General features: G+C 72.0%; 22 protein-coding genes. 14 read left to right on the forward strand and 8 right to left on the reverse strand.

Annotated features, from left to right (window positions below; translation table 11 throughout):
* Positions 1-11: 11 nt before the first annotated feature.
* The 5 genes from UG56_RS24530 to UG56_RS24550 are packed head-to-tail and all read left to right on the forward strand — an operon-like array spanning position 12 to position 5,055.
* The gene (locus UG56_RS24530) at positions 12-992 is read left to right on the forward strand and encodes an NAD-dependent epimerase/dehydratase family protein (protein WP_256206880.1); all 981 of its coding nucleotides are present in this window, start codon (positions 12-14) and stop codon (positions 990-992) included.
* On the forward strand, positions 989-2,116 hold the full coding sequence (locus tag UG56_RS24535) for a DegT/DnrJ/EryC1/StrS family aminotransferase (RefSeq protein WP_045547632.1): 1,128 nt from the start codon (positions 989-991) through the stop codon (positions 2,114-2,116). The genes UG56_RS24530 and UG56_RS24535 overlap by 4 nt, the downstream gene beginning before the upstream one ends.
* Positions 2,113-2,781, forward strand: coding sequence for an acetyltransferase (locus UG56_RS24540; protein ID WP_045547633.1), 669 nt, complete (start codon positions 2,113-2,115; stop codon positions 2,779-2,781). Before UG56_RS24535 ends, UG56_RS24540 begins: the two co-directional genes overlap by 4 nt.
* Positions 2,778-3,887, forward strand: coding sequence for a DegT/DnrJ/EryC1/StrS family aminotransferase (locus UG56_RS24545; protein WP_045547634.1), 1,110 nt, complete (start codon positions 2,778-2,780; stop codon positions 3,885-3,887). The genes UG56_RS24540 and UG56_RS24545 overlap by 4 nt, the downstream gene beginning before the upstream one ends.
* Positions 3,880-5,055 (forward strand): glycosyltransferase, encoded by a 1,176-nt coding sequence (locus tag UG56_RS24550; RefSeq protein WP_071327304.1) that lies wholly within the window; start codon positions 3,880-3,882, stop codon positions 5,053-5,055. Before UG56_RS24545 ends, UG56_RS24550 begins: the two co-directional genes overlap by 8 nt.
* Positions 5,056-5,088: 33 nt before the next feature.
* On the opposite strand, the gene UG56_RS24555 is transcribed toward UG56_RS24550, so the two are convergent.
* From UG56_RS24555 to UG56_RS24565, 3 genes are read right to left on the reverse strand one after another with little or no spacing between them, the layout of a single operon-like run.
* Positions 5,089-6,651, reverse strand: coding sequence for a hypothetical protein (locus UG56_RS24555; RefSeq protein ID WP_071327305.1), 1,563 nt, complete (start codon positions 6,649-6,651; stop codon positions 5,089-5,091).
* A complete protein-coding gene (locus UG56_RS24560) occupies positions 6,644-8,122 on the reverse strand; it encodes an oligosaccharide flippase family protein (RefSeq protein WP_071327306.1) in 1,479 nt (492 codons plus the stop codon). Before UG56_RS24560 ends, UG56_RS24555 begins: the two co-directional genes overlap by 8 nt.
* Positions 8,115-8,789 (reverse strand): hypothetical protein, encoded by a 675-nt coding sequence (locus UG56_RS24565; protein ID WP_045551532.1) that lies wholly within the window; start codon positions 8,787-8,789, stop codon positions 8,115-8,117. The genes UG56_RS24560 and UG56_RS24565 overlap by 8 nt, the downstream gene beginning before the upstream one ends.
* A 120-nt stretch (positions 8,790-8,909) precedes the next feature.
* Here UG56_RS24565 and UG56_RS24570 point away from each other — a divergent pair, with 120 nt between their 5' ends.
* Positions 8,910-9,641, forward strand: a complete 732-nt coding sequence (locus UG56_RS24570; protein ID WP_045551533.1) for a hypothetical protein — start codon at positions 8,910-8,912, stop codon at positions 9,639-9,641.
* A 10-nt stretch (positions 9,642-9,651) separates the two neighbouring features.
* Positions 9,652-10,983, forward strand: coding sequence for an O-antigen ligase family protein (locus tag UG56_RS24575; RefSeq protein ID WP_256206881.1), 1,332 nt, complete (start codon positions 9,652-9,654; stop codon positions 10,981-10,983).
* Here the strand turns inward: UG56_RS24575 and UG56_RS24580 are convergent.
* Positions 10,939-11,655: a hypothetical protein gene (locus tag UG56_RS24580; RefSeq protein WP_052694167.1), complete on the reverse strand. Its 717-nt coding sequence runs from the start codon at positions 11,653-11,655 to the stop codon at positions 10,939-10,941. The genes UG56_RS24575 and UG56_RS24580 overlap by 45 nt on opposite strands.
* Between UG56_RS24580 and UG56_RS28110 the strand changes: the two genes are divergently transcribed.
* Positions 11,639-11,959, forward strand: coding sequence for a hypothetical protein (locus UG56_RS28110; RefSeq protein WP_143055185.1), 321 nt, complete (start codon positions 11,639-11,641; stop codon positions 11,957-11,959). The genes UG56_RS24580 and UG56_RS28110 overlap by 17 nt on opposite strands.
* Positions 11,960-12,233: 274 nt before the next feature.
* Here UG56_RS28110 and UG56_RS24585 read toward each other — a convergent pair whose 3' ends face one another.
* Positions 12,234-13,295, reverse strand: a complete 1,062-nt coding sequence (locus UG56_RS24585) for a hypothetical protein (RefSeq protein ID WP_052694169.1) — start codon at positions 13,293-13,295, stop codon at positions 12,234-12,236.
* Between the two features lie 157 nt (positions 13,296-13,452).
* Positions 13,453-14,118, reverse strand: a complete 666-nt coding sequence (locus tag UG56_RS24590; protein ID WP_045551534.1) for a polysaccharide deacetylase family protein — start codon at positions 14,116-14,118, stop codon at positions 13,453-13,455.
* 122 nt (positions 14,119-14,240) lie between these two features.
* Between UG56_RS24590 and UG56_RS24595 the strand changes: the two genes are divergently transcribed.
* Genes UG56_RS24595 through UG56_RS24610 form a run of 4 tightly spaced genes read left to right on the forward strand, consistent with a single transcriptional unit; the run spans position 14,241 to position 17,522 of the window.
* On the forward strand, positions 14,241-15,197 hold the full coding sequence (locus UG56_RS24595) for a glycosyltransferase (protein ID WP_071327307.1): 957 nt from the start codon (positions 14,241-14,243) through the stop codon (positions 15,195-15,197).
* 8 nt (positions 15,198-15,205) lie between these two features.
* Positions 15,206-16,045, forward strand: coding sequence for a hypothetical protein (locus UG56_RS24600; protein ID WP_143055186.1), 840 nt, complete (start codon positions 15,206-15,208; stop codon positions 16,043-16,045).
* A 1-nt stretch (position 16,046) separates the two neighbouring features.
* Positions 16,047-17,240, forward strand: coding sequence for a pyridoxal-dependent decarboxylase, exosortase A system-associated (locus UG56_RS24605; protein ID WP_045552072.1), 1,194 nt, complete (start codon positions 16,047-16,049; stop codon positions 17,238-17,240).
* 15 nt (positions 17,241-17,255) lie between these two features.
* Positions 17,256-17,522 (forward strand): acyl carrier protein, encoded by a 267-nt coding sequence (locus UG56_RS24610; RefSeq protein ID WP_052694273.1) that lies wholly within the window; start codon positions 17,256-17,258, stop codon positions 17,520-17,522.
* Positions 17,523-17,587: 65 nt separating this feature from the next.
* Here the strand turns inward: UG56_RS24610 and UG56_RS24615 are convergent, their stop codons facing one another.
* Positions 17,588-19,021 carry an AMP-binding protein gene (locus UG56_RS24615; RefSeq protein WP_143055187.1) on the reverse strand — a complete coding sequence of 478 codons (1,434 nt, stop codon included), beginning with the start codon at positions 19,019-19,021 and terminating at the stop codon, positions 17,588-17,590.
* Between the two features lie 153 nt (positions 19,022-19,174).
* On the opposite strand from UG56_RS24615, the gene UG56_RS24620 reads away from it, so the two are divergent.
* Both UG56_RS24620 and UG56_RS24625 read left to right on the forward strand, forming a co-directional pair.
* Positions 19,175-20,473: a glycosyltransferase family 4 protein gene (locus UG56_RS24620; protein WP_256206883.1), complete on the forward strand. Its 1,299-nt coding sequence runs from the start codon at positions 19,175-19,177 to the stop codon at positions 20,471-20,473.
* Between the two features lie 118 nt (positions 20,474-20,591).
* Complete coding sequence (locus tag UG56_RS24625) at positions 20,592-21,707, forward strand: DUF1972 domain-containing protein (protein ID WP_084101560.1); 1,116 nt, start codon at positions 20,592-20,594, stop codon at positions 21,705-21,707.
* 8 nt (positions 21,708-21,715) lie between these two features.
* On the opposite strand, the gene UG56_RS24630 is transcribed toward UG56_RS24625, so the two are convergent.
* Entirely contained in the window at positions 21,716-22,918 is a 1,203-nt protein-coding gene (locus tag UG56_RS24630) for an MFS transporter (protein WP_045551456.1), read from the reverse strand.
* Positions 22,919-23,431: the final 513 nt, after the last annotated feature.

Below are 23,431 nucleotides of genomic sequence, written 5' to 3' on the forward strand. Positions count from 1 at the left end.
ACGGTGCGAATGTGCTGGTGACCGGGGGTGCGGGCACGATCGGCTCGACCATCGTGGACCAGCTCCTCTCCGAGGGCGTCGGCCATGTCGACGTGCTCGACAGCCTGATCCGCGGCCGCAAGGCCAACCTCGACGAGGCGCTCGCCTCCGGCCGGGTCACGCTGGTCGAGGGCGACATCCGCGACCGTGACCTGGTCGGCGACCTCACCGCCGGCAAGGACCTGGTCTTCCACCAGGCCGCCATCCGGATCACGCTGTGCGCCGAGGAGCCGCGGCTGGCCAACGAGGTGCTGGTCGACGGCACCTTCAACGTGGTCGAGGCGGCGGTCGAGGCGGGCGTCTCGAAGCTGGTCTACGCGTCCTCGGCCTCGGTCTTCGGGCTCGCCGAGGAGTTCCCGACGCCCGAGGGACACCACCACAACAACAACGACACCCTCTACGGGGCCGCGAAGTCCTACAACGAGGGGCTGGTGCGGTCCTTCCGGGCGATGCGCGGTCTCGACTACGTCGGGCTGCGCTACTTCAACGTCTACGGGCCCCGGATGGACGTGCACGGCGCCTACACCGAGGTGCTGGTGCGGTGGATGGAGCGGATCGCCGACGGCAAGCCCCCGCTGATCTTCGGCGACGGCCGCCAGACGATGGACTTCGTCTGCGTCCCCGACATCGCCCGCGCCAACATCCTGGCGGCCGCCTCCGAGGTGACCGAGGGCGTCTACAACATCGCCTCCGGCACCGAGACCTCGCTGCTCGAGCTGGCCGAGGCGCTGGTGCGGGTGATGGGCGCCTCGGCGCTGGAGGTCGAGCATGGCCCCGAGCGGGCGGTGAACGGGGTCACCCGCCGGCTCGCCTCGATCTCCGCGGCCCGTGAGGACCTGGGCTGGACGCCGACCATCGGGCTCGAGGAGGGGCTGCGGCAGCTGGTGGAGTGGTGGCGGCCGCTGCGCTCCGAGATCGCGGCCGGGCGGGCTCTGCAGGGTGGTCACTCATGAGCCGGATCAACGTGATGCAGCCGTGGCTGGGCGAGGAGGAGATCGCCGCGGTCACCGAGGTGCTCCGCTCCGGCTGGGTCGCCCAGGGCCCGCGGGTGGCCGAGTTCGAGCGCCGTTTCGCGGCCTCGCAGCAGGCGGCGCACGCCGTCGCCACCTCGAGCTGCACGACGGCGCTCCATCTCGCGCTGGTCGTCGCGGGCGTACGTCCCGGGGACGACGTGGTCGTCCCGTCCTTCTCGTTCATCGCGACCGCCAACGCGGCGGTCTACGTCGGTGCCCGGCCGGTCTTCGCGGACGTCTCGCCGGTGACCGGAAACCTCACGGCCGAGACGGTCCGGGAGGCGCTCACGCCGCGGACGACGGCGGTGATCGTGGTCGACCAGGGCGGGGTGCCGGTCGACCTGGACGCGATCCGGGAGGTCTGCGACCCGCTCGACATCGTGGTGATCGAGGACGCGGCCTGCGGTGCCGGGTCGACCTACCGCGGCCGTCCCGTCGGCGCCGGCGCCGAGATCGCCGCCTGGTCGTTCCACCCCCGCAAGATCCTCACCACCGGCGAGGGCGGGATGCTCACCACCTCGCGCGAGGACTGGGCGGCGCGGGCGCGGACGCTGCGTGAGCACGCGATGAGCGTCTCGGCCGCCGACCGGCACGCCAGCCTGGTCTCGCCGCCGGAGTCCTACGACGAGGTCGGCTTCAACTTCCGGATGACCGACCTGCAGGCCGCCGTCGGCCTGGTGCAGCTCTCCCGGCTGCCCGAGGTCGTCGCCCGGCGCCGTGAGCTCGCCGCGGTCTACGCGAAGGCCGTCGCGGAGATCGACGGGCTGCGCGCGGTCGCGGACCCGGCCTGGGGGACCAGCAACTTCCAGTCGTTCTGGATCGAGGTTCTGGCGGACTACGGGGTCGACAGGGAGGGGCTGCTCGCCGCCCTGGCCGAGGCCGGCATCTCCGCCCGGCGCGGGATCATGGCGGCACACCGGCAGCCTGCGTACGCCTCCGCGGGGGTCAGCCTCCCGGCCACCGAGCACCTCACCGACTCCACGCTCATCCTGCCGCTCTTCCACCAGATGTCGGACTCGGAGCAGGCGCGGGTCATCGACGTACTCCGGGGGGAACGTCGATGACCGCGCTCGTTCTCGTCGCCGCGAGCGGGCTGGCGGGAGAGGTCGCCGCGGCGGCCGCGGCCAACGAGTTCCGCTACGACGAGATCGTCGCGGTCGACGACAACCGGGAGCGCTGGGGCGAGGTGATCGGCTCCGTCGACGGTGCCGGCGGGGCCAAGGTGATCGGTCCGGTCGAGGTCGTCGCCGACTGCGGTGCCGACCTGGTGCTCTGTGCCGGAGCGGGCGCGACACGTCGTCGCCTCGCCGAGCGGCTGAGCGGCTACGGGGTCGCCCCGGAGCGCTACGCGACCGTCGTCCATCCGGCCGCGTCGGTGCCGGCCGGCTGCGAGCTGGGCGCCGGGACCGTGCTGCTCGCCGGGGTCGTGCTGACCGCCGGCGTACGCGTTGGGCGTCACGTCGTGGTGATGCCCAACGCCGTCCTCACCCACGACGACATCGTCGGCGACTACGCCACCCTCTGCGCCGGGGTGACCCTCGGCGGCGAGGTCGTGATCGGTGAGGCCGCCTACCTCGGGATGAGCTCCTCGGTGCGCCAGCGCACCACCGTGGGAGCCGACTCCGTCCTCGGCATGGGAGCGGTCCTGCTCAGCGACCTGCCCGCCGGGGAGACCTGGGCCGGAGTGCCCGCACGCAGTCTCAATTCACGTCAGGAGCTGATCTGGTGAAGGTGCCGTTCGTCGACCTCGGGGCGCAGCAGTCGGAGATAGAGGACGAGGTACGCCTCGGGCTGGACCGCGTCTTCGAGCGCACCGCCTTCGTGGGCGGGCCGGAGGTGACCGCCTTCGAGGACGCCTATGCGGCCTACGTCGGCGCGTCTCACTGTGTCGGTGTCGGCAACGGGACCGACGCGCTCGAGCTCGCGATGCGGGCCGTGGGTGTGCGGCCCGGGGGCGAGGTGATCGTGCCCGCCAACACGTTCATCGCGACCGCCGAGGCGGCCACCCGGATCGGAGCGGTGCCGGTCCCGGTCGACGTCGACGACGAGCATCTGCTGATCGACCCCGCCGCGGTCGAGCGGGCGATCACGCCGCGCACCCAGGCGATCGCGCCGGTGCACCTGTTCGGGCAGGCCGCGTTCGTGGAGCAGCTGCTGCCGCTCGCGTCCGCCGCGGGCATCCCGGTGATCGAGGACGCCGCGCAGGCCCAGGGCGCGCGCCGTCACGGCCGGGCCTGCGGCTCGCTGACCACGGTCGCGGCGACCAGCTTCTACCCCGGCAAGAACCTCGGCGCGGCCGGTGACGCGGGCGCGGTGACGACCTCCGACCCGGAGATCGCCCGGACCGTCCGGCTGCTCTCGGCGCACGGCTCGGAGACCAAGTACGTCCACGAGGTCGCCGGGATGAACTCCCGCCTCGACACGATCCAGGCCGTCGTGCTCTCCGCCAAGCTCGCCCGGCTGGAGAAGTGGAACGAGCTGCGCCGGCAGGCCGCCGACCGCTACCACGCTCTCCTCTCCGGCGTTGCCGGGGTGCGGGTGCCCGAGTCCGCGCCGGGCAACCAGGACGTCTGGCATCTCTACGTCGTCCGGGTCGCATCCCGTGACCGGGTCCTGGAAGCGCTCCTGGACGCCGGGATCGGCGCCGGGATCCACTATCCGTTCCCGGTGCATCTGACTGGTGCGTACGCCTCGCTGGGGTTGGGCGACGGCTCCTTCCCGGTCGCGGAGCGGGCGGCGGGCGAGATCCTGTCGCTGCCGATGTTCCCGCACCTGAGCCCGGAGCAGCAGGAGTACGTCGCCGATGTGCTCACGGAGGCGGTGAGGCATGGGTGAGGTGCGTACACCGGTCTCGATCGTCTGCGTCTACAACGACCCGGCGGTGCTGGAGTCGTGCCTGGCCGCCTCGGTCAAGGCCGGTACGGATGCATCGCGGCAGACCGAGGTGATCCCCGTCGACAACGTCTCCGGGGCGTTCGCGAGTGCCGGCGCGGCTCTCAACCATGGCGCCCGGCTGGCGCGCAACGAGGTCGTCGTCTTCGTCCACCAGGACGTCTACCTGCACTCGCTGCCCGCGCTGGAGGCCGCCGCCTCCGCCGTCCTCGCGGATCCGGCGATCGGGGTGCTGGGGGCGGTCGGGGTCAGCCACCACGGCGAGGTCATCGGCGCGATGCGCGACCGGGTCGTCCCCCTGGGCCGCTCCACGTCGGTCCCGACGGACGTCGACTCGCTCGACGAGGTGCTCTTCATGGTCACCCGCTCGCAGGTGCTGCGCGAGCCGCTCTCGGAGTCGCCCGACCTGGCCTGGCATGCGTACGCCGTCGAGTACTGCCTCCGGATGCGCGCCTCCGGCCGCCGGGCCGCCGCCGTCGACATCCCGCTGACCCACAACAGCATGACCACCAACCTCGCCCGCCTGGACGTCGCCCACCGTGCTGTCGGGCGGACCTATGCGGGCCTGGTGCCGGTGCGTACGACCTGCGGGATCGTCGGCGGCGAGCACGGCGCCACCTCCTGGCCGGTCCGGCGTGCGCGCGGCGCCCGTCGGTTCCTGGGGGAGTCGGTCCGCGCCCGCCGGGTGACGCGCTCGCTGCGCCGCGTCTCCCGGCCCGCGCGTGGGCAGGTGGTGCTCGCCGACATCCGGCTGCTCGTCGACGACGTCGCCCGCCTCGCCGGGAGCTCCTCGATCCGCGTCGTCGACCCCTCCCGCGACGGCACCGTCGGCGAGGCCGACGGTCTCGAGCGCAACGGCCTGCCCTTCTCCGCCGCCACCCTCCGCTGGCCCGGCGTCGTCGCCGCCGTCGCCGCTGCCGCCCCCGACCAGCTCCTCCTCGTCGCCGGCCTACGGCCCGACGAGATCGCCCCCCTCGCCGCCACCACCCGGGGGCCGTACGTCGTCGGACTGGCCAGCGACACCGGTCTGTGGCTGCTCGTCGGCGTCGAGGCCGGGGTCCTCGCGTCGTTGTGGAGTCGTCCGCGGAATCGGGCGTTCTTCGTGGGGTGAGGCGTGCAGGCCTGAGATATTCGTAGAGGCCGGTCAACCGGGTATCACGCCACCCCGGCGTCGCAACCGCGCCCGAACCGCCGCGGCGGCCCACTCGGGAGCGAGATCGCGGAGACGCCCGGCGCCGCCGCGGCGGGTCTGGCGCCAGATCGCGAGCCGGTCGGTGAGGGGCATCGCGCCGAGGAGGCCGGCGGTGATGTCGGCGGAGGTGCGGCTGAACGGGTTGGTCGCCTGGACGGAGACGGTGAGCAGGTCGAGGTGGCCGCGGCCGCGGACGGGCGGGAGGAAGTCGTCGTCGAGGAGCTGAGGCATCCGGTAGAGCGACTCGGCCTCGGCGACCCAGCCGGGGCCGGTGTGGCACTCCAGGATCGCCTGAGCGGTCGCGGTGCCGCGGGTGACCCGCTCGCGCGGGCGGCGGACGAGGTCGATGAGGGTGTCGCGCAGCTGGTCGGGGGTCTTGGGCCGCAGCATCAGGTGGTCGATGCCGGGGGAGTCGGAGCCCCATACCGCACACTCGGGCCGGTGGCCGCGGAAGGTGACCACCGGGTTGGCCAGGCCACCCGACTCGAGCAGCGAGGTGAGCCCGGCGAACGGGAACGAGTCGAGGTAGGCGTCGGCGGCGAGGTGGAGCGGAGCGACGTCGGGGAGCATGCCGACGGCCTGGATCCGGCCCGAGGTACGCCGGGCCAGCCCCGCCCACGGCTCCGAGTCCGGGTCGGGGCCGGCGACCCGCCACTGCAGCCGGGGTTCGGCGGCCACCGCGGCCTCGACGGCCGCGAAGTAGGTGTCGCCGCCCTGGAACTTGCTCGAGTCGGCGGCGGTCACGACGAGCACGTCGGAGGCGGGTACGCGCCACTGCGGCTTCGCCGTCTCGCGGCGTCTCGTCCGGCCCCGGACGGCCAGCGGCCGGTTGCGCAGGACCGAGCGCTCCATCGGCAGACCACGGCGGTGCAGGGCGAGGTCCTGGCCGCTGCGGCGCAGGTGGACGACCCGGTCGTAGGCGCGCACCCCGACCCAGAAGACGTGGTCGGTGTTGTCGATGTAGACCACCGGCGGCAGGCCGCGGCGGTCGGCGAAGGCGAGGGTCGGAACGACGTCGAAGGGGTGGCAGTGGGAGACGACCAGGTCGGCGGTCGAGGCGAGCGCGCGCAGCCGGGCGGCACGGTGCATCAGCGACCCGGGCGTGGTGTCGAGCATCGTCAGGCCGACCCGGTCCCCGAGCCGGGAGGCGATCTTGGCCGGCACCGGGGACGTCATGTGCCGGGTCGCCACGATCTCGTGGGCGTGGTCGGCGAGCTGGTCGGTCCAGCCCGCGATGATCTGGGTGTGCCCGCCGCTCTGGTACATCTGCGTGACCACGTGCAACGTACGCCGGGGGCGGGCCGGCGCCGGCACGGAGGGGAGCGAGCGGCCCAGGTCGGAGAGCAGCACCTCGAGCGGTTCGTACGCGAACCAGCCGGTGTGGTTGCCCCAGGCGAACTCGGCCGCGGCCTGGGCCAGGGCGGCCGCGCGCTGCGGCCGTCGTCTCCCGGCGGCTGCGGCGGCGGCGTACATCTCCTCCAGGGTGTGGTGGTTGTCGTCGAGACGGTCAGACATGCACGTCCTCGCTCCGGGGATCGGTGGGGGTCTCGGTGGGGGAGCCGGCGCCGGAGCGGAACCAGCTGACGTCCTCGCGCCGGCGCCGCAGGAGCACCGCCCACACGGCGGCGAGCACGAGCCCGGTGACCACGCAGGTCACCCAGACCGACGGCTGGACGGCGCGCAGCCCGACGGCCGCGGCCCAGACGGCGACAGCGCCGAGAGCGGGCAGCGCGGCACCCGCGGCGAGGCCCGCGAGCCCGACCCCGGCCCGGGCGAGGTAGACGAGGTGCAGCGGGAGGATGACGACGAGCCCGACCGCGAACGCGGCCAGCCCGACCCCACCCACGCCCGCCCAGGTCGCCCCGCCCAGCAGCGCCGGCACCAGGGCGATCAGCCAGACGATCTGGATCGTCATCAGGCTCCGCGTCGAGCCGGCGATGACCAGGAAGTCGTAGGCGAGCTCGAAGGAGATCCGCAGCACGGCCAGTGCGCCGAGCCAGAGGAGCGGTGCCGCAGCGGCCAGCCAGACGTGGCCGTAGACGAGCCGGATCACCTCCGGCGCCAGCGCGGCCAGCGCCGAGCAGCCGGGGAGCGTCACCGTCAGCACCAGCGCGGAGAGCCGGGAGAAGGCATGCCGCATGCCGTCCGGATCACGCTGCAGCCGCGCGAAGATCACCGGCGTGACCTGCCGCAACGGCTTCGACAGCATCGTCACCGGCCAGCTGGAGAGGTTGAAGGCGACGACGTAGAAGCCGAGAGCGGTCGCGCCCAGCGTGCTGCCGATGACGATCTGGTCGGCGAACCCGACCGCGAAGACCAGGATGCTGGTCACCGCCAGCGGCGTGCCGAAGCGGAGCAGAGCGACCGCATGCGAGCGGGAGAGCCCCAGCCGCCACGGCAGCGGCGACATCCGCAGGAACATCACGGTGGTGACCGAGACGCCGAGAACATGGCCGATGACCAGCGAGAACGGACCCGCGCCGGCCAGCGCCAGCCCGAGCATGACCGGCACCGCCACGACCGTGGCCAGCTGGTCGATGAGCATCCGCTTGCCCTGCATCAGGTTGCGCTGCAGCAGCGCCGCGGGCGTCGCGCTGATCCCGCTGAGGACCACCGGCACGGCGAAGAGAGCCACCAGCGCCGCCGCGTCCGGCTCACCCATCGCGCGCGCGTACGGCCCCGCCCCGATCACCATCGCCGCGGCGATGAGCAGGCTCGAGACGACCGAGATCGTGGTCACCGTCGGCGCGATCTCGCGGGGGTCGTCCTTCCAGCGCACCACCGCGAGGCTCACCCCGAGCTCGTTGAAGCTGAGCACCGCCATCAGGGCGAGGAAGGCGACGGCGTAGGTCCCGTAGCTCTCCGGGCCGAGCAGACGCGCGACGAGGATGCCGACGATCATCGTGCCGAGCTTGGTGACCGCGGTGTTCGCGATGCTCCAGGCGAGCGCGGTGTGCGGGCGGGTCTCAGGCCGGGTCTCAGACAACGTCGGGCTCCGTGAGGGTCTCGGCGCGACGCTGCCGGCGCCGCAGCAGGATCGGGTCGATGCGTACGACCAGGTAGAGGATCGCCGCGGCGCCGAGCAGCCCGGAGACCACGAAGGCCCGCCGCGAGCTGCCGCCGACCGGGTAGACGACGGTCGAGCCGGGCGCCTCCTTGGTGGTCATCCGGAAGGCCCGGGCCACCTTGTACTCGTCCTGCACCCGGTCGAGCGCGGCCGCCATCTTCTCGACCAGCTGCTCCTTGCGCTTGCGGACGGTCTCCGGATCGGGCCCGACGACCTCGATGATCAGCCACTGGTCGACGTAGTTGGGCGCCCACTGGCCGCCGGTGTCGGGCAGCCGGACGGTCCACCCGTCACGTACGCCCATGCCGATCAGCCCCGCATCGGTGGCCGTGAACTTGGGCACCTGCCGGGTGCCGGCGACGAGCTTGCCGACCACGCCGGCGGTGATCACCAGGTCCTCGGAGGTGGCCCGCAGCGCGTTCGGGTACTGCGCGTTCTTCGGCGCCAGGAAGACCAGATCCGTACGCGTCCAGTAGATGCTGCGGTCCTGGCTGGCGTAGTTCGCGGCGGCGAGCGTGATGAGCGCGCCGACCACGACGAACGGCCATCGTCGGACCATCGCCCGCAGCAGGTCCCACAGCGCCATGCCCTGAACGCTAGGTCCGCCGAGGCGGAGTCCACGCAGGTCAGCGGGGTCATCGCCCAAATCGGGTAGGGCCTCGGAGAGGTCGTCCCGGATCGATCCCGGCTGGGTACGTTCGGGCCCATGGTCTTGTCGGAGTTCGTCGGTGCGATCCGGCGGCGGTGGTATCTCGCGGTGATCGGCATCCTGCTCACCGGCGTGCTGGGATACAGCGCATCGGCGTTCGTGGCGCCCTCCTACACCGCCCGTGGCCTGGTCCTGATGCTGCCCTCGAAGAACGCGGTCGGCCCCGGTGGCAACCCGTTCCTGGGTCTCGGCGGGCTCGACCTGCCGGCCCGGGTCGTGGTCGCCTACTACACCAGCGCGCCGGCCCAGGAGGCGATCGCCGAGGTCACCCCGGGCGCCTCGGTCACGGTCTCGATGGAGGAGTCGACACGCGGCCCGGTGATCGCGATCGACGTCAGCGCGGACAGCGAGGCCAACGCCATCGAGGCGCTGAACTTCGTCGCCGACTCCATCCCCGAGACCCTCGGCAGGCTCCAGGACGAGGTCAACGCGCGAGGAAATGCCCGGCTCCGCTCCCGGCCGCTCGCGCTGGACGAGACGGCGGCCATCGACGGCAGCGGACCGCTGCGGGCCCGGATCATGGCCGTCGTGCTCGGCCTCGCGATGACCGCGGTGCTGGTCTACGCGGTCGACGGGATCGTGCTGCGCCGCCGCCTGGCCCGCGAGGAGCGGGCCGCGTCGCTGGCCGCCCAGGACGTCGCCGACGACGAGCCCGACGAGCCCGACGAGGACGACCGGGCCGGCTGGGCCGACCGGAACGACCACGTCGTCCAGCGCCTCCGCGGCTGAGGCCGGAACGATGGCCGTACGCCGTGGCGTCGATGCGGTGACGTGGCTGAGCCTCTACACGTTCGCCGTCTTCGTGATCCCGTCCTGGCTGGTCTTCCGCCCGCTGGGCAGCGCCGGCTCGGTCTCGATGCTCATGGGGCTGGGCAGCTTCGCGATCTGGGTGCTGCTGAGCATCGGCCGGCCGCTGCCGGTCGACCGGCCCCCGCAGCCGATGCGGCTGGTCCTGGCACTGTTCCTGTTCAGCGTCGGGATCACCTATGTCATCGCGATGTCGCGCCCGATCAGCCGCGACGAGGTGAGCCCGGCCGACGTCGCGATCCTGGCGATGGTCTCCTGGGTCGGCACGCTGCTGCTCGCCGGCGATGCCATCCCGAGCATGGCCCGGGTCCATGTACTGGTGTGGCGGCTGGTCGTGGGCGGCAGCTTCCTGGCGGTCCTCGGGCTGGCCCAGTTCTTCGCCAAGCAGGTCTTCGTCGACCGGATCTCGGTCCCGGTCCTGACCCCGATGACGACGGTCGAGCTGGCGATGCGCAACGGCCTCGTACGCCCCGCCGGGACCGCGCTGAGCCCGATCGAGTACGGCACCCTGATGGGGATGCTGCTGCCGATCGCGCTCCACGTCGGCTTCCACCACCGCAACCGCAACCCGCTCGTACGCTGGGCGCCGGTCATGCTGATCTGCATGGTCATCGCGGCCTCCTCGAGCCGGTCGGCCTACCTCGGCGCGGCCATCGCCGTCGGGGTCTGCATGATCGGCTGGTCGCGGAAGCAGCGCGGGGCGGTCCTGGGGCTCGCCGTCGGCGGTCTGGGGCTGGTCTTCCTGGTCGCGCCGCGAATCATCAACTCGGTGACCGGCATGTTCGTCGGCGCCGAGCAGGACCCGAGCGTCACCTCGCGCACCGACAGCTACGGGGTGGCCTGGTTCTTCGTGGACCGCAACCCGTTCTTCGGGCGCGGGCTGGGGACGTTCCTGCCCAAGTACCGCATCTTCGACAACCAGTACCTCCAGATGATGGTGAGCATCGGGATCGTCGGCGTGCTCCTCTTCGCGGCGTTCGTGATCGCGACGTTCGTCCAGCTCGCCAGGGTCTACCGGGCCTGCGAGGACCCGAAGACCCGTGACCTCGTCATCGCGCTCGTCGGCGCCGCGGCCGCCGGCTTCGCCGGGCTGGCCTTCTTCGACGCGTTCGCCTTTCCAATGACGATGGGCACGATCTTCCTGGTCCTCGGGCTGGGCAGCGCGATCACCCGGCTGACCGCGAAGCCGCCGCCCGCGGCGCCCTCACCCGAAGCGCCCTCACCCGCAGGGAAGATCTCGGACCGGCCGGGGTTGGCCCGCTGAGTCCATCGTCACGATCGCGGCCTGCCACTGGGTGACCAGGTTGCACCGGACGTCGAGCGGTCCGAAGACCCAGCTCCGGTCGACCACGTACAGGTTCCTCACCGTGCCCGGCGTGCCGAGCCGGAAGGGGTAGCCGCCGCCGCTCACGACCAGGCCGTCGATGTCGACGGAGGTGTTGTCCTGGTCGGGGTAGAAGAACGGGGCGGTGCCGCCGCAGTTGTTGGTGTCGACGAAGTCGATGACCGTCTTCCGGACGGTGAGCGCACCACCGCCGTACCCCTGGATGCCGTCACCGTGCCAGTCGGTGCAGACGTCGGGGGAGACGACGCGTACGTAGGAGTCGTAGATCCCGACGCCACCGCAGGCCGACCTGCCCTGGGCCCGGAAGCCCTCCGGGACCCCGTCGATGAGCACGTTGCGGGCCGTGTAGCCGCCCGAGGTGACCGCCGGCCAGGCCTCGTCCGTCGTCGGGGCCGTGCCACGGACGATCTCGGAGTCCTCGATCACGAGACCGGTCGCGCAGGTGGCGCTGGTGTAGTTGGCGATCACCGAGCCGACCGCCTGCACCCGGCGCAGGGTCACGTTCCTGGCGGTGACGTTGATCGTCCCGTTCGTGACCCGCAGGTCCTCGACGACGGCTCCCGGGGTGTTGATCGTGTACGTCCCGGTCACCGACCGTTTCGGCTGCCAGCCGTCCGGCAGCCCGGCCGAGGCGCGGGTCGGGAAGCCACCGGAGGAGGCGGCGGAGGTCGTCGCAGCGCCGGTCGGAGAGCTGGGAGAGCCCGGAGAGGTCGGGGAGGTCGACGGAGCCGCCGGCGTGCTCGCCGGAGCGCTCGGAGCGGCGCTCGTCGAAGGGTTGGGGCTCAGGGTCAGAGGAGCGCTGGGCGGCGATGGACGATGGCGTCGACCTGGTGGTCGGTGGCCCGGGACCGCTGGGGCCGCGTGGTCGGGGAGAAGGCTGACCGTCTTCGGGTGAGCGGTCGCCGCCCCCAACGTCCAGAGGACACCGCCGGTGACGAGGGTGACCAGGACGCTGGCGAAGGCGGCACGCCGCCACCGGGTGGTCCTGTCGCGACCGTGGGGGGGCGGTCGATCCGTCGTCGATGCGTGCTCGGGGGCCTGCTGTGCGAGGGCATGAATGCACCTGTTCGTAGGGGGATACCGGCAACGGCATCGACCTTACGTTTGACCCTTCCGGAACAGTCACCCTCAAAACTCGGTATAAATCGCGGTTTCCGGGGACTCGGAGGTCACTCGCAGGGTAGGTCGCGCAGCGGGACGGGCTGACCCGCCGAGTCCATGGTCACCACGGCCGCGCTCCACTCGGTGACCAGCGAGCAGTCCACGTCGAGCGGGTTGTAGACCCAGCTCTGGTCGACCACGTAGAGGTTGCGCACCGATCCCGGTGTGCCGTTGCGGAACGGGTAGCCGCCGCCGGCCACGATCAGGCCGTCGATGTCGACCGAGTCGTTGCCCTGCTCCGCGGGGTTGAAGAACGGCGCGGTGCCGTGGCAGTTGTTCTTGACGTCCAGGATCATCACCGTACGCCGCACCTTGATCGTGCCGCCGCCGTAGCCCTGCAGGCCGTCACCGTGCCAGTCGCTGCACACGTCGGGCGAGGTGACCCGGACGAAGGAGTCGTGGATGCCGACGCCGCCGCAGCGCTCCTTGTTGGAGGCGCGCAGCCCCTCGGGCACGCCGTCGATGACGACGTTGCGCACGGTGTAGCCGCCGGCCGAGACCGCCGGCCAGGCCTCCTCGGTGGTGGGGGCGCTGCTCCGGACGAAGTCGGAGTCCTCGATGCGCAGGCCGGGGCTGCACCGGTCGTTGTAGTCGTTGACCACGACCGAGGCGATCGCCTCGATGCGGCGCAGGGTCACGCCCGGAGCGGTGACGTAGATGACGCCGTTGGTGATCCGCAGGTCCTCCACGACCGCACCGCGGTGCTGGACCCAGAAGTCACCCGTCACGGTGCGCTTCGGCTTCCAGCCCCGGGGCAGGCCGGCCGACTCTCGGGTCGGGAACCCCTTGACCGGGGGCGCGGTGGCCGTCGGGGACTCGGTTCCCTCCGGGGTGGGCGTCGGGGTGGGCGTCGGGGTCGTCGGCGTCGAGGAGGCCAACGGGCTCGGGTCGGCAGAGGGCGCGGGGGAGGGGGTCGCGCTCGCGGGTGGTGGCACCGTCGGCAGCGAGTCGGAGCCGACGTTGCGTACCTGCGCCGGTTCGGGCCACAGGAACCAGGTCGTGGCGGCCAGCAGCAGAGCCAGGCCTCCTAGGACCGCGATCCGCCGGCGCCGGCCTGGCTTGGTTGGCATGTGTTCGCACCCGTTCGCGTCTCGATGGCCATTGTCTTGTCGGCACTGCTCTGCCGACCCTCCCCGACCGCGGGGCCGGGGGCATCCTTCAAACTGGTTACTTCTCTCCGCGCCTCGCTCCGTGCCCGCTCGGTGCTCGCTCCGTGCTCGCTCCGGGTCAGCGCAGTCTCTTGACCAGCCCGGCCGCCTGGCGTTCCACCCGCCTGGCGATGCCCTGCCCGTTCAGGATCTGCCTTCTCACGCCGGCACCGTCGTCGTCCGCGGTGATGCTGAACCTCGGCTGGAGCCAGGCTCCGGCCACGGCGTGGGCGCGGTCGCTGGTGTAGACGTGCTGGTAGCCCAGCCGACGCAGGTGCCGCAGCGTGATGCGGTCGTAGCGGCCGAGCGGGAGCGCCGCCTCCTCCACCACCTCACCGGCCGCCATGGTGATCTGCTCGCGGGCCTCGATCAGCTCGCGGCGTACGCCCGCGGCGTCGAGGCCGCGCCAGCTGACGTGGTCCATGCCGTGGGTGCCGATCCGCATGCCCGCCACCCGGAGGAGACGGATGTCGAGGCGGTCGACGCTGCCCGGCAGCCCGAGCCGTCCGGCCAGGACGAAGAAGGTCGCGGTCAGGCCGCGGGCGAGCAGGCCCGGCAGTCCGATCGCGACGTCGGAGTGGTTGCCGTCGTCGAAGCTGATCCGCACCTCAGGCCGGCCGGCGACGGCGTCCAGGATGTCCTCGTAGGCGTCCTGGCTGATCCAGTAGCGGTCCTCGCCCGGCTCCAGCTCGCGCTCGGGCACGCCGATGCCGTGGAAGCAGATGTTGGTCACATGAGCGGGCATGCTCTCCACGCTAAGGAGCCGGAGGCCGTGTCCGGTCACGCCGTGGGAAGGCCTACCTCATACGGGGGATCTGAGGTCGGGAGGCGGCTCCGCCGGGGGTCTGCGCCGTCAAGACTCGTGGCGTGCCGCAGTCCATCCGCACCATCGCCGTCGTGGTGGTGACCTACAACAGCGCTCACCTGCTCGCCGATCTCGTCGGCTCCCTGCCGGGTGGGCTGGCGGGTCTCGGATGGCATCTGGTGATCGCGGACAACGCCTCGGCCGACGAGACCGTGGCGACCGCGCGCCGGCTCGCGGCGGAGGCGACCGTCGTCGAGACCGGGCGCAACGGCGGCTACGCCGCCGGGATCAACGCCGGCGTGGCGGCCGCTCTTGCCGCGGATCCGGACCTCGATGCGGTGCTGGTGCTCAACCCGGACGTACGTCTCGAGCCCGGCTGCGTGGTGGCGCTGGCGCGCGAGCTCGCGCTGCCGGCCGGCGGTCGGCCGGGCGTCGGCGTCGCGGTGCCCCGGCTGGTCGACGCCGAGGGCCGGCTGATCGAGTCGATGCGGGGTGCGCCGAGCCTGGTGCGGGCCTTCGCCGATGCCGTGGTGGGTGCCAACCGCGCCGGCCGGGTCCGCTGGGCGGGGGAGATCGTGGCGTCGCCCGCCGAGTACGAACGGGTCCAGGACACCGACTGGGCCGAGGGCTCGACCCAGCTGATCAGCGCCGCGTGCTGGCGGGCGTGCGGCCCGTGGGACGAGTCCTACTTCCTCTACTCCGAGGAGACCGAGTTCCACCTGCGCGCCGGCGATCGTGGCTTCCGGGTGCGGTTCGTGCCCGAGGCCCGCGCCGTGCACCTCGGCGGCGAGTCCACCACCTCGCCGGGCCTGTGGGCGCTCCTGGTCGCCAACCGGGTGCGGCTCTTCACGGCCCGCCGCGGGCGGGTCCAGGGCGCCGCGTACTGGCTGATGGTGCTGGCCCGCGAGTGCAGCCGGGCGCTGCTGGGCAAGCAGACCTCGCGACGTGCCGTACGCACCCTGGTCAGCCGCCGGCGGATGAAGGCCCCGCGCGGTCCCGAATGGGTGGCGAGCGCATGAAGGCGGCGATGTCTCCGATCACGGCCGACGACCTCCCGGCCGTCTCCTCGTTCCTGCACGAGCAGCTGAACCCGAGGGTCCAGGAGCTGGAGTGGACCCAGGCGCTGCGGGTGCCGTGGGACGTACCGCAGCCCAACCACGGCTTCTTCCTCGCCGAGGGCGACCGGGTCGTCGGGGCCTACCTCGCCTACTACTCCGAGCGGACCGTCGGCGCCGAGACGCTCCAGATCTGCAACCTGGGCGCCTGGTGCGTGCTCGACAGCCACCGTGCCCAGGGGCTGCGGCTGCTGACCACGCTGCTGAAGCAGCCCGGCTACGAGTTCACCGACTTCTCGCCCTCGGGCAACGTGGTCGCGCTCAACCGGAAGCTCAAGTTCACCGATCTGGACACGACCACCTCGCTGGTCCCGGCCGTGGCCGTGCCGAGACGCGGGGTGCGGGTGAGCAGCCGTCCGGACGTACTGGACTCGGTGCTGCAGGGCGAGGAGCGTGACCTCTACGCCGACCACCGTGCCGCGGCGGCGGCCCGCCACGTGGTGCTGAGCACCGGCTCCGAGCACTGCTACGTGGTCGCCCGCAAGGACACCCGCAAGGGCGTACGCGCCTTCGCCTCGGTCCTCTACGCGAGCAACCCGGAGCTGCTCCGGCGGCACGCGCCGCGGCTGGCCTGGCACCTGCTGCGGGAGCACGGCGCCGCGGCGACGCTGGTCGAGCACCGGGTCGCGGGCGGTGCGCCGGCCGGGTCCTACCGGCTGTCGCGCTCGCGGCCGAAGATGCTGCGCAGCGACGCCCTCGACCCGGCCCGGGTCGACTACCTGTACAGCGAGCTGACATGTCTGGAGTGGTGAGATGCCGAACGTCGAGGGCATAGCCGTCGGGGGCATGGCCGTGGGGCTGCTGGCCGAGCGGGTCGGCTCCACGCCGTTCTTCGCCTACGACCGGGCCGCGATCGACGCCCGGGTCGTCTCGTTGCGCTCCGCGCTCCCCGGGGACGTGCACCTGAGCTACGCGGTGAAGGCCAACCCGATGCCCGCGGTGGTGCAGCATCTCGCCCGGAGGCTCGATGCGCTCGACGTGGCGTCGGGGGCCGAGATGCGGGTGGCGCTCGACACCGGGATCGCTCCTGGCTCGGTGAGCTTCGCGGGGCCGGGGAAGTCGGTCGCCGAGCTGACCCAGGCCGTGGCGGCCGGGGTGCTGGTCGAGATCGAGTCGCCGCTGGAGGCCGACCGCCTGGTCGAGGCCGCCGACCGGCTCGGTATCCGGCCGCGGGTCGCGGTGCGGGTCAACCCGGACTTCGAGGTCAAGGGCTCCGGGATGCGGATGGGCGGTGGCGCCCAGCAGTTCGGGGTCGACGCCGAGACGGTGCCGCTGCTGCTCAAGACGCTGCACGACCGCGACGTCGAGGTGGCCGGCTTCCACGTCTTCTCCGGCTCGCAGAACCTGCACGCGTCGATTCTGGCGGAGGCCCAGGAGCGCACGGTCGACCTCGTCCTGCGGCTCTCCGACGACCTTCCTTCGGCGATGACCTACCTCAACATCGGCGGCGGCTTCGGGATCCCCTACTACACCCAGGACCGCCCTCTCGACCTCGATCTCGTCGGCTCGCGGCTCGAGGAGCTGCTGGCCACCCGCGTACGTCCGGCACTGCCGTCCGCGCAGGTCGTGATCGAGCTCGGCCGCTATCTGGTCGGCGAGGCCGGGGTCTACGTGACCCGGGTCGTGGACCGCAAGATCTCCCGCGGCACGACCTTCCTGGTCGTCGACGGCGGCATGCACCACCAGCTCGCCGCCTCCGGCAACTTCGGCCAGGTGATCCGCCGCAACTACCCGATCTCGGTCGTGGCTGCTCACGAGGGCGGGGAGGAGGTCGTGCAGGTTGTCGGCTGCCTCTGCACGCCCCTCGACCTGCTCGGCGACAAGGTGAGCCTGCCGCGGGCCGAGGTGGGCGACCTGGTCGTGGTCCACCAGGCCGGGGCGTACGGCCTCACCGCCAGCCCCACCGCCTTCCTGAGCCATCCGGCGCCGCTCGAAGTTCTCGTCTGAAACCCAAGGAGTCCCATGACCATCGACACCACCGACGTGACCCTCACCGGCGTCAGCGAGGCGATCACCGACGTGATCGGCCCCGATCACAGCGCCGGCACGCTGACCGCGGACACGCTGCTCTTCGGCGCGCTGCCCGAGCTCGACTCGCTCGCCCTGGTCGAGCTGATCACCGTCCTCGAGGACCGCTTCGGCTTCGAGATGGACGAGGACGACATCAACGCCGAGGTCTTCGAGTCCGTCGGGTCGCTGGCCGAGTACGTGCGCGGGCAGCTGGGCTGATGCTCACCGAGTTACCTCGGTCGGGCGCCACTGCCTTCGTGGAGTTCCGCGAAGGCAGCGACTGCTCACCGAGGTGACTCGGTGAGCATCCCGCCCTCGGCCAGCGCCTGAGCCGCCGCCTGGTCGATCTTGCCGTTGCCGAGCCGGGGGAGCTGGGCGACGGGGACGAGCACGTCGGGGACCGAGTCGGGCCGGAGGACGGTCGGGAGGCCACGACGGAGGTCGTCGAGCCGTGTGGCCGGACCCTCGACGAGGCTGACCAGGTCGCCCGCGGGCGTCGCGGCGGTGAAGGTGGCCACGCCGAAGGCCTGCTTCACCTCGGCGTCGAGGACGTCGAGGTCGACGAAGCTCGCGCTGCGCTTGACCCGGCGCCCCGCGCGGCCGAGGCAGAAGAGCTCCTCGCCGCGGCGGGCGCCGAGGTCGCCGGTGAGCACCCGCTCCGGGTCGTCCCAGCGGGGGTACTCCCCGTTCGGGGCGCCGAAGAGGTAGCCGCCGGGAAGATGGGGCGACTCGATGGCGAGCATCTCGTCCGCGGCCGACAACGACGTACGCCACGCCCCGACCGCGCCGCGCCCGATCCCGAGCGCGCCGTGGACCGCCGGCAGATCGTCACCGGCATCGAACCGGGCGGCGCTGGCGAACCCGATCGTCTCGCTGGTGCCGTACGTGTTGACGACGGTCGCGACGCCGAGGTCGAAGACGCGCCGGGCGTCGGCGGCGGAGAGCCGGTCGCCGCCGGAGCCCCACACCCGCAGGCTCCGCGGAGCGGCGTCGACCCGCTCGGCGGCCGCCAGGTCGATGAACCGGGGAGCCAGCCGCAGGTGTGTCGCCTCGACGCGCGCGCAGAAGCCGAGCGGCCGGAGTCGGTCACCCAGCGACGACGACACCTGAAGCGACGCGCCTGCGGCCAGGGCGACCAGCAGGTTGGTCATCGCCAGGTCGTAGGAGAGGTGCGAGACCTCGGCCCACACCGAGGAGGGGTCGAGGTCGAGCGCTGCCGCGCCGTGCGGCACGAAGGCGTCGATCCCGGCCCAGGCCGACAGCACCCCCTTGGGGCCGCCGCCGGTGGAGCCCGAGGACATCGCGACGTACCCGGCCTCCCGTGCTTCCGCGGACGATGACGATGACGATGACGATGACGACGACGAAGACGATGACGAGGCGACCGTGCGGATGCCCGAGCGGTCGAGCACGACGTCGGGATGCAGCGCCTGGACGAGGGCCCGGCGGTGCTCCTCGGGCGCCGACGGGTCGACGAAGCAGACCGAGAGGTCACCGAGGATCGCGGCCACGAGCGCGACCACCGCTTCGGTCGACAGCGGCAGCGCCACGGCGACCAGCGGCCGCGGCACACCAGCGGCCGCGACGAGCGCGTCCCGCACCCCCTCGGCCGTCTCGACCAGCGTGTCCGCACCGACCGACGTGCGCCGATCGGCGATCACAGACTCCGAACGAGGTCGCGTGCGCGCGGAGAGGATGCGCTCGGCCAGCGGGTTCACAGCACGCGACGCTAGGGGCCGCAGAGTGCCTCGGCATCGGGGTCACCGATCACGATCCCCGGATTCGGGGATATGCCGGGTGTCCCCGGCGAGCGGGTCTCCGCACTCCTCAACGCTGCTCATATGGTCAACGCAGCCCAGCAGAGACATGGCGTGGCAGAGACGCACGTGCTGATCATCGTTCAGAACCTCCCCGTGCCGCTGGACCGACGGGTCTGGCTGGAGTGCCAGGCGCTGGTCGCGCGCGGCTACGAGGTCAGTGTGATCTGCCCGAAGGGCCCCGGCGACCCGGGACGGCAGCAGCTGGGCGGCGTACGCATCTACAAGTACCGGGCCGCGCCGCAGGCCCGCGGCGTGCTCGGCTATCTGCTCGAGTTCGTCTACTGCTGGATCCGCACCGCGCTGCTGGCCACCAAGGTCTGGCGCGACCGCCCGTTCTCGATCATGCAGGCCTGCAACCCGCCCGACACCTACTGGCTGCTGGCCCGCATCTGGAAGCGCCGCGGCGTCCGGTTCGTCTTCGACCAGCACGATCTCAACCCCGAGCTCTTCCTCTCCCGCTTCGGCGCCCCGACCTCGCTCTCGGGCCGCGCCCAGCTGGCCGTGCTGCGCTGGCTCGAGAAGCAGACGTACGCCACCGCCGACCGCGTCATCTCGACCAACGAGTCCTACCGGAAGGTCGCGATCAGCCGCGGTGGGATGGACCCCGCGGAGGTGACCGTGGTCCGCAGCGGACCCGACACCTCGGTGATGCGCCCGATCCGGCCCCACGACCCCGCTCCCGCGGGACGCCGCCACACCCTGGCGTACCTCGGGATCATGGGGCCGCAGGACGGTGTCGACACGGTCCTGGAGGTGATGGACGAGCTCGTCCACCGCCGCGGCCGCACCGACGTCGACGCGGTGCTGATGGGCTTCGGAGACTGCCTCGAGGACCTCAAGCGCCGCTGCACCGAGCTCGGCCTCGACGACGTGGTCACCTTCACCGGCCGGGCCGGCTCCGCGCAGATCGCCCAGCACCTCAGCGCCGCGGCGGTCGGTCTGTGCCCCGACCTGAAGACGCCGCTCAACGACGTCTCGACGATGAACAAGACGATGGAGTACATGGCGTACGCCCTGCCCTCGGTCTCCTTCGACCTGGTCGAGACGCGGGTCTCCGCCGAGGACGCCGCGCTCTTCGTCCCGTCGGGGGACGTGGCGGCGTTCACCGATGCCGTCGAGACCCTGCTCGACGACCCGGAGCTGCGGGTCGAGCTGGCGCTCCGGGCGCGGGAGCGCGCGGCGAAGGTGCTCGACTGGGGCCCGCAGTCGGCGGCGTACGTGCAGGTCTACGACTCGATGTGCGCGATCGGGGAGGCGCCGGCGGCGGTCGAGGGGTTCGAGTACGTCGATCTGGACGATCCGGACGCGCTGCGCCAGTTCGTGCTGACCCGGGGACCCTTGGCGACGTAACCCATTTCGGGTATATGACCACGGATCGTGGACCACGGTCCGTGCGGATGCCCTTGGATGGCTCCTTGTGCTGAAAATAGGGGCCGTCGGCTCCTAGCAAACTAGGAGTCAACCCCACGTGACCCCCACTGTACGCATGCTCGGGACCCGTGGTGTGCCCGCTGCCCACGGCGGCTTCGAGACCGCGGTGGAGAACATCGGACTCGACCTGGTCGACCGCGGCTGGCGCGTGGTCGTCTACTGCCAGGACGACGAGCCGCACGCGGACCTGCGCATCGACACGTGGAAGGGCATCGAGCGCGTCCACGTGCCGGCCCGACACGACGGCCCGCGCGGGACGATCGAGTTCGACGTCGGCGCGGTCCGGCACGCCGCGCGCGAGGCCGCGCTGGACGGCAGCGTGTGCGTGACGTTCGGCTACAACACCGGCGCGCTCAACTCGGTGCTCCGCTCCCGCCGGGTCCCCAACATCATCAACATGGACGGCATCGAGTGGAAGCGGGCCCGCTGGTCCGGCCCCGAGAAGGCGTTCCTGTGGACCCAGGAGCGGGCCGCGTGCTGGCTGGGCGACCACCTGATCGCCGACCATCCCGAGATCGCCCGCCACCTGGCGACCCGGGTGCCGGCCGAGAAGATCACCACGATCGCCTACGGTGCGCCGCCTGTTGTCGATGCACCGGAGTGGCCGGTGCTCGACCACGGGCTGGAGCCGGGCTCCTATCTCACGCTGATCGCCCGGCCGGTGCCGGAGAACAGCATCCTCGAGGTCGTCCGGGCCTTCTCCAGCCGCCGGTGGGGCCGGAAGCTGGTCGTCCTGGGCTCCTATGATCCGGCGGATACCTACCATCGCGCCGTCCTCGAGGCGGCGAGCGACGAGGTCGTCTTCCTCGGCGCGATCTACGACACCGACATCGTCTCGGCGCTGCGCTTCCACTCGGTGGCGTACGTCCACGGGCACCAGGTCGGCGGCACCAACCCGTCGCTGGTCGAGGCGCTGGGCTGCGGCAACGCCGTGATCGCCCACGACAACCGCTACAACCGCTGGGTCGCCGACGGCGCCGCACTCTACTTCTCCGACGAGGCCGGCGTCGTGACCGCGCTGGAGCAGCTCCTGTCCGAGCCCGAGCTGGTGGCGTCGCTGTCCGCGGCGGCCCGGGCCCGGCACTCGGCCGAGTTCACCTGGAGCCGGATCACCGACCAGTACGAGGCGCTCATCCGCGCCCACATGCGCTGAGGTCTGTCCTAGACGTCGGTCGTGATGTCTGTGACCCGGGGTGTGGCCTCGCTGGCCGCGTAGGCGCGATAGGCGATGACGCAGGCCACGGTGAGGACGGCGGCGGTCGCGGCGCAGACGGTGAAGAGGGCCTGCCACTGGTTGTCGTCGGCGGCCGGGCCGGCGGCGACGGCGGCGACGGAGCTGCCGATGAAGAGCGAGGCGGCGAAGCAGGCGACGACCGTGCCGCGCGCCTCGGGGACGATCGAGGTGGCCCACGTCTGCAGCGAGGTGTGCAGGAAGGCCCAGGTGACCCCGAGCATGATCACGATGCCGATGATCGTGGGCACCGAGACGCGCATGGTCGCGACGGCGTACCCGGCCGTCAGGGCGCTGCCGCCGATCCCCATCAGTGCCCACCGCGGGAGCCGCCGGGTGAGCGCCTTGAGGACCTGCGAGGAGAGCAGGACCGCGATGCCGTACGCCGCGGCCGCCAGCCCCGCCCGCGCGGCGTCGACGCCCTGGGCCTGCAGGGCGGGGGCGAGGAGGGTGAGGACGCCCAGGACCAGGCCACCCTCGACGAAGACGAGCAGCCCGACGACCAGCACCCAACGGTTGCTCAGCGCGGCCCGGAACGCTGCTCCGACCCCGTGGCCGGTGCTTCTCGGTGGCTCGGCGAGCTTCCTCAGGCCCCAGGCGCTGACCAGTGCGACCACCGCCGGCCCGGCGAACACGACCCGCCATCCCGCCAGCTGACCGGTGATCCCCGCCGCGGCCGCGGCCAGCGCGGTCCCGACCGCCATCGCCGCCATCAGGTCCGAGAGGGCCCGCTGACGGTGGGTCGTGGAGACGGTGTCCCCGACGTACGTCAGCGACGTCGGCACGATCGCCCCGAAGAACGCCCCGGCGACCACCCTCACCACGATCAGCGTGATCAGGTTCGGTGCCGCGGCCGATGCGACCCCCGCGATCCCGGCTCCGACCAGCGCCCCCTGCATCAGGCGGACCCTGCCGAACCTGTCCGAGAGTGCGCCCCACAACGGCTGACAGAGCCCGTACGCCAGGTAGTAGCCGCTCGCGATCGCCACCGCCTGCCCCACCGATACCTCGAACGTCGCCGCGACCAGGACCAGGATCGGGCTCACCACGAACCGGTCGAAGCTGCTCACAAACGAGGCGACCGCGATCCAGACCGGTGGGCGTTTCGGGGAGCGGTCTGCGGGAGGGGTCACTTCTTCAGGTTAGTAAAGAAACGTTGGCCTTCGGCTTCGGGCTTCTCTCTGGTGGGTCTGGGGTGCCGGTTCGTTCTTGGGAGGGGGTTCTCGTGCCTGGGGATGGGCGGTGGTCGAGCTTGTCGAGACCATCGCTTGTGCGGGGCTGCTGCTTCGTGGCTGGTGTGTGGGCCGCCGACCCGTTCTCGGGGGTCTTCTCGATCTGGTCCGGCGTCAAGGGCGGGCCTTCGGCCCGCCGGCTTTGCCGGCTGCTGCTGCAGTGGGTCACGGACCGGTGCTGCTCCGGTGGTCGAGCTTGTCGAGACCACCCTGCGCGTAACCGTTCTTCGTGGTCGGTGTGGGCTGCCGACCTGTCTTTCAGGGGCTTCTCGGTCGGTCGGGCGTCAAGGACGCCCTGCGGGCGCGGGCTTCGCCGGGTGCTGCACCGACCTGTGTGTCGCGGACCGGTGCTGCACTGGTGGTCGAGCTTGTCGAGACCACCCCGTGCGGGGCTGTTCTTGTGGCTGGTGTGGG

Origin of the sequence: Nocardioides luteus (assembly GCF_000960475.2) — a bacterium.
Taxonomy (GTDB): Bacteria; Actinomycetota; Actinomycetes; order Propionibacteriales; family Nocardioidaceae; genus Nocardioides; species Nocardioides luteus_A.

What these genes read in the sequence shown, in the direction of transcription:
- UG56_RS24600 (WP_143055186.1), top strand. Translation starts at nt 15,206, where the DNA reads ATGTCTCCGATCACGGCCGACGACCTCCCGGCCGTCTCCTCGTTCCTG.
- UG56_RS24590 (WP_045551534.1), bottom strand. Translation starts at nt 14,118, where the DNA reads ATGCCCGCTCATGTGACCAACATCTGCTTCCACGGCATCGGCGTGCCC.
- UG56_RS24555 (WP_071327305.1), bottom strand. Translation starts at nt 6,651, where the DNA reads ATGTCTGACCGTCTCGACGACAACCACCACACCCTGGAGGAGATGTAC.
- UG56_RS24550 (WP_071327304.1), top strand. Translation starts at nt 3,880, where the DNA reads ATGGGTGAGGTGCGTACACCGGTCTCGATCGTCTGCGTCTACAACGAC.
- UG56_RS24585 (WP_052694169.1), bottom strand. Translation starts at nt 13,295, where the DNA reads ATGCCAACCAAGCCAGGCCGGCGCCGGCGGATCGCGGTCCTAGGAGGC.
- UG56_RS24610 (WP_052694273.1), top strand. Translation starts at nt 17,256, where the DNA reads ATGACCATCGACACCACCGACGTGACCCTCACCGGCGTCAGCGAGGCG.
- UG56_RS24570 (WP_045551533.1), top strand. Translation starts at nt 8,910, where the DNA reads ATGGTCTTGTCGGAGTTCGTCGGTGCGATCCGGCGGCGGTGGTATCTC.
- UG56_RS24565 (WP_045551532.1), bottom strand. Translation starts at nt 8,789, where the DNA reads ATGGCGCTGTGGGACCTGCTGCGGGCGATGGTCCGACGATGGCCGTTC.
- UG56_RS24605 (WP_045552072.1), top strand. Translation starts at nt 16,047, where the DNA reads ATGCCGAACGTCGAGGGCATAGCCGTCGGGGGCATGGCCGTGGGGCTG.
- UG56_RS24540 (WP_045547633.1), top strand. Translation starts at nt 2,113, where the DNA reads ATGACCGCGCTCGTTCTCGTCGCCGCGAGCGGGCTGGCGGGAGAGGTC.
- UG56_RS24575 (WP_256206881.1), top strand. Translation starts at nt 9,652, where the DNA reads ATGGCCGTACGCCGTGGCGTCGATGCGGTGACGTGGCTGAGCCTCTAC.
- UG56_RS24535 (WP_045547632.1), top strand. Translation starts at nt 989, where the DNA reads ATGAGCCGGATCAACGTGATGCAGCCGTGGCTGGGCGAGGAGGAGATC.